Source organism: Rahnella sp. JUb53, from assembly GCF_004346065.1.
Classification (GTDB): Bacteria; Pseudomonadota; Gammaproteobacteria; order Enterobacterales; family Enterobacteriaceae; genus Rahnella; species Rahnella variigena.
Map to the genome: position 1 here is coordinate 73,629 of NZ_SLYT01000002.1, position 14,615 is coordinate 88,243.

Annotated in this window: 13 protein-coding genes; 3 read left to right on the forward strand and 10 right to left on the reverse strand. The window is 51.6% G+C overall.

Features of this window, described 5'->3' with window-relative positions; translation table 11 throughout:
* Position 1: 1 nt before the first annotated feature.
* The 6 genes from EC840_RS04850 to EC840_RS04875 form a co-directional block, all read right to left on the reverse strand.
* Positions 2-1,369: an SrfA family protein gene (locus EC840_RS04850; RefSeq protein ID WP_132964140.1), complete on the reverse strand. Its 1,368-nt coding sequence runs from the start codon at positions 1,367-1,369 to the stop codon at positions 2-4.
* A gap of 199 nt (positions 1,370-1,568) precedes the next feature.
* Complete coding sequence (locus tag EC840_RS04855) at positions 1,569-2,624, reverse strand: hypothetical protein (RefSeq protein ID WP_132964141.1); 1,056 nt, start codon at positions 2,622-2,624, stop codon at positions 1,569-1,571.
* Positions 2,625-2,969: 345 nt separating this feature from the next.
* Complete coding sequence (locus EC840_RS04860) at positions 2,970-4,025, reverse strand: hypothetical protein (protein WP_132964142.1); 1,056 nt, start codon at positions 4,023-4,025, stop codon at positions 2,970-2,972.
* Between the two features lie 222 nt (positions 4,026-4,247).
* Complete coding sequence (locus EC840_RS04865) at positions 4,248-5,141, reverse strand: dihydrodipicolinate synthase family protein (RefSeq protein ID WP_132964143.1); 894 nt, start codon at positions 5,139-5,141, stop codon at positions 4,248-4,250.
* Positions 5,142-5,191: 50 nt separating this feature from the next.
* Entirely contained in the window at positions 5,192-6,637 is a 1,446-nt protein-coding gene (locus EC840_RS04870) for an MFS transporter (protein WP_132964145.1), read from the reverse strand.
* Positions 6,638-6,764: 127 nt separating this feature from the next.
* Positions 6,765-7,487, reverse strand: coding sequence for a 2-phosphosulfolactate phosphatase (locus EC840_RS04875; RefSeq protein ID WP_132964147.1), 723 nt, complete (start codon positions 7,485-7,487; stop codon positions 6,765-6,767).
* A 142-nt stretch (positions 7,488-7,629) separates the two neighbouring features.
* Between EC840_RS04875 and EC840_RS04880 the strand changes: the two genes are divergently transcribed.
* Positions 7,630-8,553, forward strand: a complete 924-nt coding sequence (locus tag EC840_RS04880; protein WP_132964150.1) for a DMT family transporter — start codon at positions 7,630-7,632, stop codon at positions 8,551-8,553.
* Positions 8,554-8,586: 33 nt separating this feature from the next.
* Here EC840_RS04880 and EC840_RS04885 read toward each other — a convergent pair whose 3' ends face one another.
* A complete protein-coding gene (locus EC840_RS04885; RefSeq protein WP_132964152.1) occupies positions 8,587-9,834 on the reverse strand; it encodes an LVIVD repeat-containing protein in 1,248 nt (415 codons plus the stop codon).
* A gap of 9 nt (positions 9,835-9,843) precedes the next feature.
* Entirely contained in the window at positions 9,844-10,911 is a 1,068-nt protein-coding gene (locus tag EC840_RS04890; RefSeq protein ID WP_132964154.1) for a sugar ABC transporter substrate-binding protein, read from the reverse strand.
* Positions 10,912-11,132: 221 nt separating this feature from the next.
* Here EC840_RS04890 and EC840_RS04895 point away from each other — a divergent pair, with 221 nt between their 5' ends.
* On the forward strand, positions 11,133-12,215 hold the full coding sequence (locus EC840_RS04895) for an oxidoreductase (RefSeq protein ID WP_132964156.1): 1,083 nt from the start codon (positions 11,133-11,135) through the stop codon (positions 12,213-12,215).
* A gap of 66 nt (positions 12,216-12,281) precedes the next feature.
* Here the strand turns inward: EC840_RS04895 and EC840_RS04900 are convergent, their stop codons facing one another.
* A complete protein-coding gene (locus tag EC840_RS04900; protein WP_112286662.1) occupies positions 12,282-12,593 on the reverse strand; it encodes a hypothetical protein in 312 nt (103 codons plus the stop codon).
* A 280-nt stretch (positions 12,594-12,873) separates the two neighbouring features.
* A complete protein-coding gene (locus EC840_RS04910; RefSeq protein ID WP_314721047.1) occupies positions 12,874-13,245 on the reverse strand; it encodes a tlde1 domain-containing protein in 372 nt (123 codons plus the stop codon).
* Between the two features lie 194 nt (positions 13,246-13,439).
* Between EC840_RS04910 and EC840_RS04915 the strand changes: the two genes are divergently transcribed.
* On the forward strand, positions 13,440-14,435 hold the full coding sequence (locus EC840_RS04915) for a VirK/YbjX family protein (protein WP_132964158.1): 996 nt from the start codon (positions 13,440-13,442) through the stop codon (positions 14,433-14,435).
* Positions 14,436-14,615: the final 180 nt, after the last annotated feature.

The window sequence follows — 14,615 nt, forward strand, 5'->3', positions numbered from 1 at the left end:
CTTATTTACCTTCGCGCTTAATCGTCATTGGGTAAACCGTGTCGCCGTTATAACGGCCCTGACACACGGCAGCGCCAGTCGCGCCCTGGGTACAACTGATTTCCGGCATCTGATATCGGGAGCCGTCACTGCATTTCGCTCTGTAACGGGTATTGATCACCAGGTTTCCTGACTGCATCAGCCCGGCATTAACCGGCGCGCGACAGGTAACACCTGCACCATAGGTAATTTTCACCGTACCCTGACCCTGTTTGAACTGATAACGCAGCACCGGCGGCTTGCCGGTAACCGGGTCTTTGATTTCAACGATGCCATTCCAGTTGCCGTTGAGGAATTTCGTCGAACCGATTTTTACCGCATCCGGCGGAAGTACCAGCGCATTTTTGCTGACTGGCGCTGGGGCAGGCTCTGCCACTACCGGCGTTTTCTCGACTTCCGCGACCGGCTCTGGCGCAGGCACCACTACAGCAGCAGGCGCGGCTTGCGGGGCTTTCACTTCTGATGCTTTCACTTCTGATGCTGTAACTTCCGGTGCCTTCGCAGGTTCAGCAACCGGTGGCGGGGCGATCACCGCAGGTTCGGCTACCGGAGCAGGTTTCCGGGTTTCGGTTTGAGCTATCTCAGCTTTCGGTGCAGGCGTGCGCGAATACAACCAGCCCGCAGCCGAACCGGCCACGACCAGCGCCGCCACCGGCAGTGCCCAGATCAGTGTCGATATTTTACGGCGCGGTGCAGCAACCGGTTCAGGCGTGACGGCCTCCTGTTCTGCGGCGCGCGCCTCAATGGTTTTTATCACACGCACTGGCGCTTCAGGCGCGATAACCGGTTCAGGCGTTTTGACTTTTTCGGCGGCCAGCGAAAGTGAAGGCAACGGTTCGTCAGCTTTGAGCGTATCGCGCAGGGCGGCAAAAGGTTCGGCACTGGCTGTGCTGTCGAGGCTGACAAAGCCCCAGAACGTCAGAACAGGCTGGCCGCCGACCAGATAAACGTGGTTCTGATCCGGAAAACGAAAGGCTTTTTCCAGTAGCGCACCAAAAAACTGACTGGCTGATTTTTCAGAGGATTTAGCGGCTTTGCTGATTTGCGACACGACATCGAGGCAGTTTTCCAGCTGACGTAAGGCCGAGGCACGCGCCGCGTCCGTGGCAGCCGCCCAGGAAACCACTTTGCCTTCGCGAGGGGAATACCAGTCGAGACGGTCACCGGCCTCATTGAGTTGAGGAATAGCCAGACAATCCGCGATTGCGGGTTGTTTACGCAGGCGTAAGGTTTCCCGTAATTGCAGGGCTGATGCGTATACCGGCTGCCCGTTTTCGCCCAGCGCGAGGATGTCGTTGAGACTGCCACTGCGTAAAAATGATTTTGCCACGCCTGAATAGCCTTTAGTGGTTTTGCACCGCGCCAGCGCGCAGGCAGAAAAGGTTCATGATGCTGCCACCTTAAGCGATTTAAGCGAAATCAAACGGGGGAATAAGGGTCAAAAAGGGTGGCTGTTTGTTGGGTGACATAAAAGCGGCGGCATCCCCCCGCGGGAGGGTGTCGCCGTTAAAATAGAGGGGAATAGCAAATTATCTCAGGAGATCGCGTGAGGCATGTAAAGCCGCCACATATTCCTGCAATTCCGCACCACGGTTTTTAAGCCGCATCTGGCTCTCAATGCTTGCCATAACATTAAGATGCGGTGAACGGATATTGATGATTTCGTGCACGGAATGATAGCCGCCCCCGACGAACAGGGCGATAGCGGACAGGGTTATCTGATCAAGCTGAGACTGACTCAGTTTATCGTCCAGAACATCTGCCGCCGTAAATAAACAGGCGGTGCTGCCCGAGATAGAAGCCAGCAAAGGATTATCACGATCAAACATGCGTTCAACAAATGCCGGACTGCCGCCTGCCAGTTTATGACTGATACGGGTACGGAAAAGCGGTCTGTTTTTCGTCAGGCCGTTAATGGTTAATATTTTTTGCAGTTTCGGGTCAAGCTGACTGAAGACGGCTTGGTCAAGAATACCGATATCTTCACGATAGGCATTCGACATCACGCCACTGCGTCCCCTCACGGTGAACAGACTGTCAGGCCTGTTTCTTTGCACTATTTTTGCTACCGGAGGAACATTATCTTTAAACAGAAATGGGTATTTCCCCGCATCATTAATGGCATGATTGATGATAAATTCACCCATAGCCTTAACTAGCAGTATTTTTTTGGCGAAAATTTCTGCTGAATATTCTGATGACAGAAGGGTGGAGGTAATATCCTGTTTGAATACCCTTGCAAACTGGCCAGTGGTATCTACATTTTTTTTAACTTCATTTGCAAAAAAATCAAATTCTTCAGAGCTGTTATTCTTTAACCATATCTTCGCAAACTTAGCGCAAAGAATATAAATCGTCTCACCAAAAACAAGGGCGTTCCTGAGAATAACGGCGGCAGCCCAGGATTCCTGAACCGTTTTCTCTATATTGTTGAAGTTGCGATCATGTACCAACTTCCCCTGAAACTCATAAGTATGGCTTAACTTTCTTTTCGTGCTGGTGAGTTGAGCAAGTTGTTTGTTTTTCAATCTGTATATAAATAAATCATCTTTGGACTGGGATCCATTTCTTGCCTGTGGCAGCATAAATTTCCTTATTATTTAAAAGAATCACTTCTGCAAAAAATCAGATTTCATTTTTTGGCAGCGGAGTCTAACACAAGGAAATAACCAAACGGATTAAATCGTTAGTTTAGGTTTATTAATAAACTTAATGAATAATAGAAATGGAAAATATCTATTAATAAGATAAATGGTTCTGCTTTGCCGACAGGGCGCAGGACTTAAAAGTCAAAAGGCTGCCATCCTGAGCAATTTCAGCGCAATCATAGGGATGGTAATCAACAAAAAGGGTGAATGCAGAAGCCGTGACGTAAAAGCGGCAGCATCCTCACTGTGCAGGACCCTGCCGGTAAAAAGCGGGGGAATAAATTATCTGAGCCGGTCGCAGGCATCATGTAAAGCCGCGATATATTCCTGCAACTCTGCACTACAATTTTTTAGTCGCATCTGGCTTTCAATGCTGGCGATAACATTAAGGTGTGGTGAACGGATATTAATGACTTCGTGCATAGCATGATAGCCGCCCCCGACAATCAGGGCGATAGCGGAAAGAGTTAACTGATCAAGCTGAGACTGATTCAGTTTATCGTCAAGAACTTCTGCTGCAATAAATATGTCTGCGGTACTGCCGGAGATAGAGGCGAGCAAAGGGTTATCGCGGTCAAACATACGTTCCACAAATGCGCGACTGCCATCAGCCAGTTTGTGACTGATCCGGGTCCTAAAAAGCGGTCGAATTTTCGTCAGTCCGTTAATGGTTAATATTTTTTGCAGTTTTGGGTCAAGCTGATCGAAGGTGGCTTTATCAAGAATACCGATGTCTTCACGATAAGTTTTCGATAGCACGCCGCTCCGCCCCCTGACAGTGAACAGACTGGCCGGTCTGTTCCTTTGTTTTATTTTTTCCACCGGGGAGGCATTATTTTTAAACAAAAACGCATATTTACCCGCATCATGAATCGCATGATCGATGATAAACGTCCCCATCGATTTAAGTAACTGTATTTTTCTGACGAACATTTCTGCTGAATATTCTGCAGACAACAGAACAGAGGTAATATCCTGTTTGGATATCCTTGCAAACTGACCATCGATATCAACATCTGCTTCAACTTCTTTTTTAAAAAAAGCAAACTCCTCAGAGTTATTACTTTCTGACCATATGCTCTTTAACTTACCGCAGAGTTTATAAACCGTTTCGCCGAAGACATTGGCATTCCTGAGAATAACAGCAGCAGCCCAGGACTCCTGAACGGTTTTCTCTATGTTATTGAAATTACGATCGTGCGCCAACTTATTTTGAAACTCGTATGTATGGATGGTATTTTTTATTGTCTGAGTGAGTTTCGCGAGTTGTTTATTTTTAAGTCTTTGAAGAAAAAGGTCATCTTTGGACTGATGCCTACTTTTTGCCTGTGTCAGCATAAATATCCTTATTTTTTAAATAATCACATCGACGAAAGTTGAAACTTCATTTTTAGGCAACCCAGTCTAACACAGGGTGAAAGGCAAAAAGAGGAACTTTCTATGTATCAGAAATTAATAAACATGATGAATAATAGCAATGCCATCTATTTATAAAATAAATAACTCTTACCTGCTGCGCAGATGAAATAAATATCGGCGGAAATATTTCCGCCGCGAATATCAGGCTCGCAAATTAAGCTGTTCAATAACACGTGCCAGTCGCTGGCGTTCATCACCCGTAACAGACTGAAGCGGTAACGGCAGACATGGGGCAGAAACCAGGCCGAGAATTTCTGCGGCGGCTGCCACAACGCGCAGGCTTCCGTGCTGGCGGAACATTTCCCATAAAGGCTCAAGCTGTGCCGATAAAGACTGCGCAGTTTGGGTATCCCCGTTTTGTGCTGCACGTGTGATCGCCACCGGAATTTCCGGGAACAATCCGGCAATGACCGAATACCACACATCGCCGCCCTGCGTCAGAACCGTGGCAGCAGCCAGATCACCCGCCGCGCCGAGCGTCACATGCGCCGGAACCAACGGACGAAGCGCCGCCAGACGTCTTTGCGTGGCAACAGGGTCAGCAGATAACCCGGGAATTTTAATACTGGCAACATGCGGCAGTTGAGCGATACGCCCGTAAAGCTCATCGGTGAAATCAAAATGCGTCGTGGCAGGATTATCGTAAACGCACAGCGGCACCGAAAGATGACGGGTCACCGTTTCATACAACGTGAAGACTTCATCACTGGTGAGTTTCTGATACGACACAGGTGCCAGTAATACAGCACTCACACCCGCCCGCTGGGCATCTTCCGCAAGGTGCAGCACGTCAGAGGTACGCACTGAACCGATACTGACCATCACGGGAATACCCTCAGCGTGTTCTACCGCCAGCCGGGCAACGCGGTCACGTTCACTGTGTTTCAGATAAGCATAACTGCCCGTCGAGCCCAGTGCGCCGATGGAATCCACACCCGCACTCACCAGACGCGACATTAGCCTGACAAAAGATTTCTCATCAATGCCTTTATCCGTCAGCGGGGTGAGAGGAAAAGCACTTAATCCTGTGAACATCGGGGTCTCCCAAAGGGGTTAATTAACACGACTCAGCATAGAGCAGCGATTTACTTTTTGCCCGAAACAGATGAACCTGCATCCGGTTTCAGACGCAACATATCCAGCCAGCCAATCAGGGTCAGCACCGCGATAACAATAAAAGCCACTTTGAAACTCATGCCGGGGACGGACTCCCAATGCAGCGCATCTGCCAGTTGTTCACCCAGGCGCGTACCTAGCGCACCGACCGTGATCCCAAGCCCGACCGACAGTTGCAGCACCGTGCTGAACAGCGTATTAGCATCGGCCATTTGTTTTGCAGGCACATCAGAAAATGCCAGCGTACTGATGCCGGTAAACTGCATTGAACGGCTAAGGCCGCCGAGAAACAGCAATAACATCACCAGCCAGTCCGGCGTGCCCGGCGTCAGAAACGCGCAGAACAGCAGTGAGAAAACGCTCAGCAGGCCATTCACCACCAGCACCGGACGGAAGCCGAAACGGCGGATCAGCGGCGTGGTCGCCGGTTTCATCGCCAGATTACCGGCAAACACCGCCAGCACCAGTAAACCGGCATGGAACGGATCCATACCAAATCCGACCTGTAACATCAGCGGCAGCAGGAACGGCACCGCGCTGATGGTCACGCGAAACAACGAACCGCCGCCCATACTAATACGAAATGTCGGGATCACCATCGACCCCAGATTCACCATCGGCGCGGGGTCGCGGTAAAGATGACGCACAGCCAGCACCGAAAGCACCACACCTGCGACCAGTAACAGCCCGGCGGTTGTCCACAAAATATGATCCTGGCTGATCAGCTCCAGCCCGGTGACCAGCGAAAGCATCGCCAGCCCGGTGAGCAGGAACCCCGGTTTGTCGAAATGTTTGGGTTCATCGGAAGGTGCCTGAGGAAACAGACGCCACGCCAGCATCATCGCAATAATTCCGAGCGGCACATTGATATAGAAAATCCAGTGCCATGAGGCGTAATGGGTAATGAACCCACCGAGCGGCGGCCCGAGGATCGGCGCCACCAGCGCAGGCCAGGTGAGCGTGGCGATAGCTTTGATTAACTGTGGTTTTGGCGTAGTTTTCAGCACCGTGAGACGCCCGACCGGCACCATCAGCGCACCGCCAACACCCTGAATAATACGCAGAATGATAAACTCACTGACGCTGGTCGCCATGGCACAAAACAGCGAAGCCAGCGTAAAGACGGCGAGAGCAAAGGTGAATACGTTGCGGGCACCAAAACGTTCTGCCGCCCAGCCACTGGCGGGGATAAGTACCGCCAGCGTCAGCATATACGCACTCATCCCGGCATTGAGATCGACCGCTGATACGCCGAAGGAAATCGCCATTTGCGGCAGTGCGGTGGCAATCACCGTACCGTCGATAAACTCCATAAAGAAAGCAGCAGCAACCAATAAAGCAATAACGGAGATCCCGTTACTGGCGGCGGTTTCTCCCTGCGGATGTTCTGACGCATCCGATTTACTGTGGCTCATTGTCTTCTGTCCCGGAAAAACAGCATCGCTGCAGAACGCAGCAAAAGATAGATGATAAGTATTAAACCTATCACACACCTTTGGCTGGGTTATAGATCGCATGAGGATCAAAAAGAGCGATTTTCTTTCAGCGGAACGAAGTGAAGGACTTGCCCTGCAACTGGCAGGCAAAATCGCTGACATCTTCCTCCAGACAAAGTGCGATATCGGCGGCAAATCCACGACGGTTCAGCTCACGCGCTGAACTACAGCCTTCAAGTTCTGCCCGTGTCAGATGTTGATAAACAGCACAGGCAGCGCGGGCTTCAGCAGATAAACGACGGTGCGAAAGGCGCGAAACCAGCCCGCCAGCGGCGGCAAAATCTTCAAGTGCCGGACGCAGTGAGTTGTCCGGCCACTTTTCACCAGCGGGCACGATCAAAATCTGGCGAAACTTTTCACACGCGCGGGCGGTCGCGGTCAGATTGCGAAAACAGGCGGTGAAAATCGCCGCCTTGTGCGCCTTGGCTTTAAAAGTCAGCGCGGATCCGTTCGGCGAAGGCAGCACCAGCCGCGTTCCCGCTGTCATGTTCAGCAAGGAGCAGGGAGAAAGAGTGAAACCCTGCCCCTGAAAACGCCGGTCAAACTGCGCACATTCGGCATTATTCTCTGCGGCAAATTGCTGCGCACTGGCGTCTTTCCAGGGATACGGGAAGATCATGCCGCCGCGTTCACCGGCCACACTCACGCAGGTGGAAAACGACATCACGTCGATAATGACAATACAGTCCGCTTCTGCCGCCAGATGCTCCATGGCAGGCGCGCCCCATTCCACACGAACATCAAAATCAGCCTGCGAAAAATCAGTCATGAAAGCGTCCTGTTCAGAATATAAAAGCAAGAAAAAGCAGATTAATTCGCCAGCGTATTCACTACACTGGTTAACACGATTTTAACGTTGATAATTCCACTACTAAAACAAGGCAATAGCCAATATTCAATAGGGGATGTGAATGAAAGCGGGTGATTTTTGCCGTCTGTTACTGCTGGCGGCGATCTGGGGGGGGAGTTTTCTGTTTATGCGGGTGGCGGCACCGGCATTCGGTGCCATCAATACTGCGTTTTTGCGCGTGCTGTTTGGGTTTATCGGACTCGTCGTTATCCTTGCCGTGATGCGAACGCCGCGTGATTACCAGCAAAAATTTGGCAGTTCGCTGCTGCTCGGGGTGATCAACTCCGGTTTGCCGTTCCTGATGTATTGTCTGGCGGCACGCTGGTTACCGGCGGGTTATTCGGCGATCCTCAACGCGACCACGCCGCTGATGGGCGTGGTGATGGGCGGATTGTTCTTCAACGAGGCAGTGACGCTTAAAAAGGCGCTCGGCGTGCTGACAGGTTTATTCGGCATCACCTTGCTGACCACAACTGGCAGCGCAGAGTCGGTACCGCAACTGCTGGCGGGTGTGATCGCGTGTCTGGTGGCGACCGGTTGCTATGCAGTAGCCGGTTTCCTGACCCGTCGCTGGATAACAGAACGCGGCGGATTAGATCCAAAACTGGTCGCCTCTGGCAGCCAGCTGGGTGCCACGCTGTTCCTGTTGCCGTTCTTCCTTTACGCATCTGCGACCGAAGCGCCGGTCCATTGGGCGCAGCCGCTGGTCTGGCTGTGCGTGCTGGCAGTCGGCCTTATCTGTACCGCGTGGGCGTATATCCTGTATTTCCGGCTCATTGCCGACATCGGCCCGCTGCGCAGCATGACAGTGACATTTCTGATCCCGCCGTTCGGAATTTTATGGGGTTATCTGTTACTCAATGAAACGCTGTCTGAAGGCTTCTTCGCGGGCGGAATACTGATCTGCGTGGCGGTGTGGCTGGTACTCAGTCCGGGAAAAAAGTTGGCGGGAAAAGCAAAAACGCCCGCACCTGAAGCCAAATAGATTCAATCCACTAAGCCAGGTACGGGCAGGGCGTCAGCCAAGATATTCGATGATTGATAAACCACCGTTGTAGTCGGTGCTGTAGATAATGCCCTGCGCATCGACAAACACGTCGCAGGACTGGATCACCTGCGGCCTGCCCGGACGTTTATCCATCATGCTTGCTGGTGCCGCGGGCACCAGCGCACCGGTTTCTTTTGGCTGATACGGATTGCTGATGTCGTACGCACGCACTCCGGCATTCTGATAGGTGGCGAAAATCAGCGTCGAACTGACAAAACTACCGGGACGGTTTTCATGCAGATTATGCGGCCCGAAATGCGCGCCCTTGCTGACGTAATTCCGTTCTGCCGGTTGCGGAAAGGTCGAAATACTCACCGGATTCGACGGCTCGCGCACATCAAATACCCAGATCAGCTTCTCGCCATCTTCCTGATTATCCAGCACCGCTTCATCGAGCACGACCAGCAGATCCCGGTCCGGCAACGGCAGAGCGGTATGCGTGCCGCCGCCAAATGGCGGGCTCCAGTTGCGGTGTGAAATCAGCTGCGGCGCGCTGGGGTCTTTAATATCCAGCAGTGTCAGACCGCCGTCGCGCCAGCTGGCATAGGCAGTATCACCGCTGATGATCGCGTGATGCAATGCGTAGCGTTTACCTTCCGGCCAGTCCGGCGTTTCACCGCCAGCGGTGTGCATTCCGGGCAACCACCAGCGACCGGCAACCTGAGGATTGCGCGGGTCGGCCAGATCAATGGTCAGGAAAATGTAATCGCTGTAGCCGTCAATCAGCGCGGACACATACGCCCAGCGCCCGCCGACGTACCAGATACGATGCACACCGATCCCTTCCACCCCGAGAAAGCCGATCTCTTTTGGCTGATCGGGCAGCGAAATATCAAAGATACGCACACCGGCACTCCATCCACGCTGTTGCGTGCCTTGCACTGTCTCGCTGACGGAGCGGGTGTAATAGACTTTTTCATCGGCAAAACGCACGTCGGCGAACAAATCCCGCGCGTTGATCACCAGCAGTAAATCGTCGTGCGCCTGTAAATGCACGTTCCAGGTGCCCGGAGGCGCAGCGACAAAACCGGCAGGGCGTGGATTTTTAGGGTCGCGCACATCCACAATGGAAAAGCCCTGCGACACCATATGACCGATATAGGCATAACCACGGTAAACCATGACCTGCACGCCGTCAGGTTTTCCGCCCTGATCGCTGTGGCCGATCAGCCGCATATTCCGGCTGTATTCCGGCGTGGGGAGAGAATGTGTAGTCATCTTCAGGCCTTATTTTTTGTGCTGCGCTTCAAGCGTGGCGAACCACGGCGCAATAAAATCATCGGATTTACCCCAGCCCGGGATCACTTTCGCCAGCGACGCCACATTTACCGCGTCAGGATTGCTGACCAGCAGCGCCTGCGGAATGGCTGCGGCTTTGAATTCATAGCTGGCAGGCGTTTTCTCACCGGCAATTTTACTGGCAACCAGACGCATGTTGATCGCCCCAATCAGTTTCGGATCGACCGCCACGCTGACTTTCCACGGGCTGTTGGCTTCGCGCATCAAACCAATATCCTGATTGGAAATATCAATGCTGTAGAGTTTGATTTCGGTACGGCCATTCTCCTGCAGGGCTTTGTACGCGCCCTGACTGAACGCATCCCAGGTTCCCCAGATAGCATCGATTTTGCCTTTCGGGTATTTCGCCAGCAGCGCGCCGACTTTATTTGCGGTATCCCCCTGAACGTCAGAAGACACCGCGCCGACGGATTCCAGCTCATGAATGCCCGGATTGGCGGCTAAGATTTTTTTATACGCGTCCTGACGACGTTCCATTGGCGGGAAACCGGCAACCCACAGTTTGACGATATTGGCTTTGCCATTGAAATCTTTAATCAGCTGACCGACGGAAAGATCGGTGAGCGACGCATCGTCCTGCTGGGTAACGGTCACACCGGGAATGTCGCCGTTGACCGCCGTATCAAACACTGAAACGGCAATGCCGCTGGCGGTGATGCGTTTGAGCAGTTCGGTGGAATAGGGATCGCGCCCTTGTGACAAAATAATGCCATCATATTTCTGGCTGATCGCCTGATTCACAAAGTCCTGGAATTTGGCGTCATCACCGTTACTGAGAAATGCATTCACCTGAAAGCCCAGCTTGCGGCCTTCCTGAATCGCGCCGGAGACAAACTGCGTTGTGTTGTCGTCTGAGCCCAGATTGCGGATCACTGCAATGCGTACCGGCCCTTTATGATCGCTGATGGCTTTCGGTACTGGCGCGGTGCCGGCGGCAAAAGAAGGGAAAACGGAGAGCAAACTTAACGCCAGTAACGACGAGGAAAACAGTTTCATGGTTATTACCCTGTGTGGTTAATCATCATTTTAACGGGAGGACAATTCATGACAGGCCTTGTACAGGCTCTTATATTGAGTTAATGAATTGATTGCCCGAGTTTTGATGACCCGCGAATGAATGGCAACGAACGAAAAGGCATAAGTTAATGCCAAAGATTATTAGCCATCCGGATGTCCGGGCGTAGGATGATAACAGCTTCTAAATTAAGGATTTCCCCATGAGTGAGACAGATATCCGCGTGGTCACCGGCCCCGCCAGTTATTTTTCGTTCCCCGGTGCTATCGACCGGCTGAGCGACTTCTATACACCGGCGCAACTGGATAACGCGCTGTGGATTTACGGCGAGCGTGCCTTAGTGGCAGCACAGGATTTCCTGCCGGAAGCCTTTACCGCTTCGCAGGCCAAACGGGTTCTGTTTAAGGCGCATTGCAGCGAAACCGAGGTGCAGCGTATTGCGGATATTGGCGGGAATGACCGTCAGGTAGTGATCGGCATTGGCGGCGGTGCAGTGCTGGATACTGCGAAAGTCGTGGCGCGACGTCTGGGATTGCCGGTTGTCGCTATCCCGACCATTGCCGCGACCTGTGCCGCCTGGACGCCACTGTCTGTCTGGTACAACGATGAAGGGCAGGCGTTGCGTTATGAAATCTTTAACGACGCTAACCATCTGGTTTTGGTCGAGCCACGCATTATTCTGCGTGCGCCCAAGGAATATCTGCTGGCCGGTATCGGCGATACGCTGGCGAAATGGTACGAAGCCGTGGTGCTCAGCCCGCAGCCGGAAAAACTGCCCTTAACCGTTCAGCTCGGCCTGAATACTGCGCTGACCATTCGGGATGTGTTGCTCAATGAAAGCGAAGCGGCGTTGCAGGCGCAGGATGATAATCAGCTGACGCAGTCGTTCCTCAATGTACTGGACGCGATTATCGCGGGCGGAGGATTAGTCGGCGGACTGGGCGACCGTTACACCCGTATCGCGGCGGCGCATTCGGTCCACAACGGCCTGACCGCGTTGCCGCAAACCGATGCGTTTCTGCACGGTACAAAAGTGGCGTATGGCATTCTGGTGCAAAGTGCGTTGCTCAATCAGCCGCAAGTGGTGCAGCAGTTAACCGCACTGTACAAAGTGCTGGATTTGCCGGTCAGTCTGGCGCAATTGCAGGTGGATATTCACGATGAACGGCAGATGTCGCGCCTGATTGAACGCACATTACAGGCCGGAGAATCCATTCATCTGCTGCCTGGAAATCCGAATGCGGAACAGCTGCGGCTGGCATTTGAATTTGTAGAGAATAAATAGTCATGCGCTAATTTATTCTATTCAAGTTTTTGTATTCATAAATAAATAACCCGGCATTGACCGGGTTTAATTTAACTTTTTACGTTTAATACTCCTCTGAACTGCTTTCACTATTGCTTCAATAATAACCATTATTAACAGGGTAGAGATCAATCCAGTAACAGACAGGAGCACGGCAAAAATATCATCCTGCAATCCAGGCCACGGCGGCTCTCCGTAATCTGGCTTCATCAGTTGATCAAAATAATCCGCGATGGCTATCGATTTGATGTATTCATAATCAATCAGCCAGCCGGGAAAGGGCGACAACAGGTAGTAATCTATAAAAATAAAAAGCGCCAGCCGCACCGCTATCTTACAGAATAAGGCATGGCGCATTCATATCCCCCGTAACATCCGCATTAGTTTTCTAAAAGATGCTTCAATGACGGCTATAAAACACGTAGCAATAATTGATGTAGTAGTCACCGAAAATATTAGAAACGTAAGTTCTTCCATATCCCCGCGGTCACCTGCATCAAATCCTAAAAAAGAATGATAAAACTCCACAACCGGATCAGTTATCAGGTAAATATAGTGTGTGACTGACTCGTTTAAAGGTATCAAAAGCCATGTAATGACAATGAACAGCACCAACCGCCAAACAATTTTCAACGCGCTAGAAATGCAGGCATGGTGCATTGATATCTCCCAGAACTTCAATTTCTCCATACGCTTTTTGGCGTAAGACAGGAATAATCATCGTATGAGCGCGAAGCAAATAATCCCGCAAAACGTTAAAATCCGTATGGTTATAAAAGGTGATGCAACCATCAGAAACCCCAGTACCATCGGGTCTGAGAGGATGAAGGCGAAAATTCCCGCGTTCCCTCGTTCCTATAAATGTCCAATCATCTACGAGAGAATCCTGTCTGGTACGGACATAATCAAATCCCTTTATGTATTGAGGGGTATACGTTATGCCTGTGCAAGAGGTCTGACAATTAGCAGTTCCTGTAAAAAAGACAATTTTCAGACATTTAGTATCTATCCACGGAAAGCCTTATGTACTCTCCGCCGCTTCGCACAATCAGGAGGCAGAAAGAGGTTAATGTCAGGAATATGTAAACAACAACTAAACGCTCGTCATTTTCCCACCTGCATTGCGTTCTCTTTAATTCTACGTTGTAAAGATGTTTAAAAATCGGGTGATACCGTGATTATTTCAGGCAGCGGAAACCGATCATGGAACACTCATCCCTTAACGAAACCGAATCCCTCAACGGCACATTTTCCTCCGGACAAATCGGCGTTGAAGAAACAATCAAAAAAAGCAGCGGATTCAGCTTGTTTATGGATCTGCTGAGCGGCGCGTGCGTGCCTGATAATCTGTGGCGTGACCGGATGTTCCGTGTGAAATACGCCGTGCGTACCTTGCTGCACCCGCTCGATACCCTGAAAGTGCTCAATAAAATGGCCAGTGAACCCGTCTGGCAGGAAGCATTCAGCATTCAAACCAAACTGCCCAGCAAAATCCACAAACCCTATCTGCATCTTGGCCTGCCTTCTGCCGGTCGTGCGGATGCGCTGGTGGATCACTACGAGTTCGTCAAAAGCCTCGAAAACGTGCAAATGCGTAACACTTTCCTCAGCGAAAAGGGGAACACCGTGACGCAGTTCACCGGTAAAGATGGCGAAGCTTTCCGCGTGGTACTGGGTTCCATCGGTAAATCCGAGCGCGAAGGCGAAGCCAATATGTTCCTGTATATGGAAGACACCTTGCTGGCGGCGCTGACCTTCAGCATTGTGCAGCGCCCGGAAGGGCCGACGATGATCGTCGGGGGATTCCAGGGCGCACACCGCTCGACGCCACATGAAGTCATTAAACAGGCGACGAAATCCTGTTACGGGCTTTTCCCAAAACGCCTGCTGCTGGAAAGCCTGCAACGCGTCGCGGCAGAGACCGGCGTTCAGCGCATTCTGGCCGTGAGCGATACCGGCCACGTTTTCCGCAGCCTGCGCTACCGTCACCGCAAGAAAAATGTGTTTGTCGCCAGTTATAACGAATTCTGGGATTCCATCAGCGCGACGCCGTATTCCCCGGCACTGTATGACGTCCCGCTGGAATTGCCGCGCAAACCGATGGAAGAGATTGCCAGTAAGAAACGTTCCGAATACCGCAAACGTTACACGCTGCTCGATGAACTGCATGAAAGCACCGCGTCGCTGCTGAAAAGCTGACAGCAACATCCTCAGAATTATGACTCGCTGTAGCAGGCAACAGGGCCAGGGAATGGCCTTTCTGCCTGATTTTGCACGCCATAGCCCCGATAACGCCCGCCAGATGCTCGACCTTCACGGAAAATTCCCTTTAGAAATTCTTATCTGCACTTTGCTTAAGCCACGGTTTCATAAGTCGTA

What these genes read in the sequence shown, in the direction of transcription:
- EC840_RS04855 (WP_132964141.1), bottom strand. Translation starts at nt 2,624, where the DNA reads ATGCTGCCACAGGCAAGAAATGGATCCCAGTCCAAAGATGATTTATTT.
- EC840_RS04860 (WP_132964142.1), bottom strand. Translation starts at nt 4,025, where the DNA reads ATGCTGACACAGGCAAAAAGTAGGCATCAGTCCAAAGATGACCTTTTT.
- EC840_RS04865 (WP_132964143.1), bottom strand. Translation starts at nt 5,141, where the DNA reads ATGTTCACAGGATTAAGTGCTTTTCCTCTCACCCCGCTGACGGATAAA.
- EC840_RS04870 (WP_132964145.1), bottom strand. Translation starts at nt 6,637, where the DNA reads ATGAGCCACAGTAAATCGGATGCGTCAGAACATCCGCAGGGAGAAACC.
- EC840_RS04875 (WP_132964147.1), bottom strand. Translation starts at nt 7,487, where the DNA reads ATGACTGATTTTTCGCAGGCTGATTTTGATGTTCGTGTGGAATGGGGC.
- EC840_RS04880 (WP_132964150.1), top strand. Translation starts at nt 7,630, where the DNA reads ATGAAAGCGGGTGATTTTTGCCGTCTGTTACTGCTGGCGGCGATCTGG.
- EC840_RS04885 (WP_132964152.1), bottom strand. Translation starts at nt 9,834, where the DNA reads ATGACTACACATTCTCTCCCCACGCCGGAATACAGCCGGAATATGCGG.
- EC840_RS04890 (WP_132964154.1), bottom strand. Translation starts at nt 10,911, where the DNA reads ATGAAACTGTTTTCCTCGTCGTTACTGGCGTTAAGTTTGCTCTCCGTT.
- EC840_RS04895 (WP_132964156.1), top strand. Translation starts at nt 11,133, where the DNA reads ATGAGTGAGACAGATATCCGCGTGGTCACCGGCCCCGCCAGTTATTTT.
- EC840_RS04900 (WP_112286662.1), bottom strand. Translation starts at nt 12,593, where the DNA reads ATGCGCCATGCCTTATTCTGTAAGATAGCGGTGCGGCTGGCGCTTTTT.
- EC840_RS04915 (WP_132964158.1), top strand. Translation starts at nt 13,440, where the DNA reads ATGGAACACTCATCCCTTAACGAAACCGAATCCCTCAACGGCACATTT.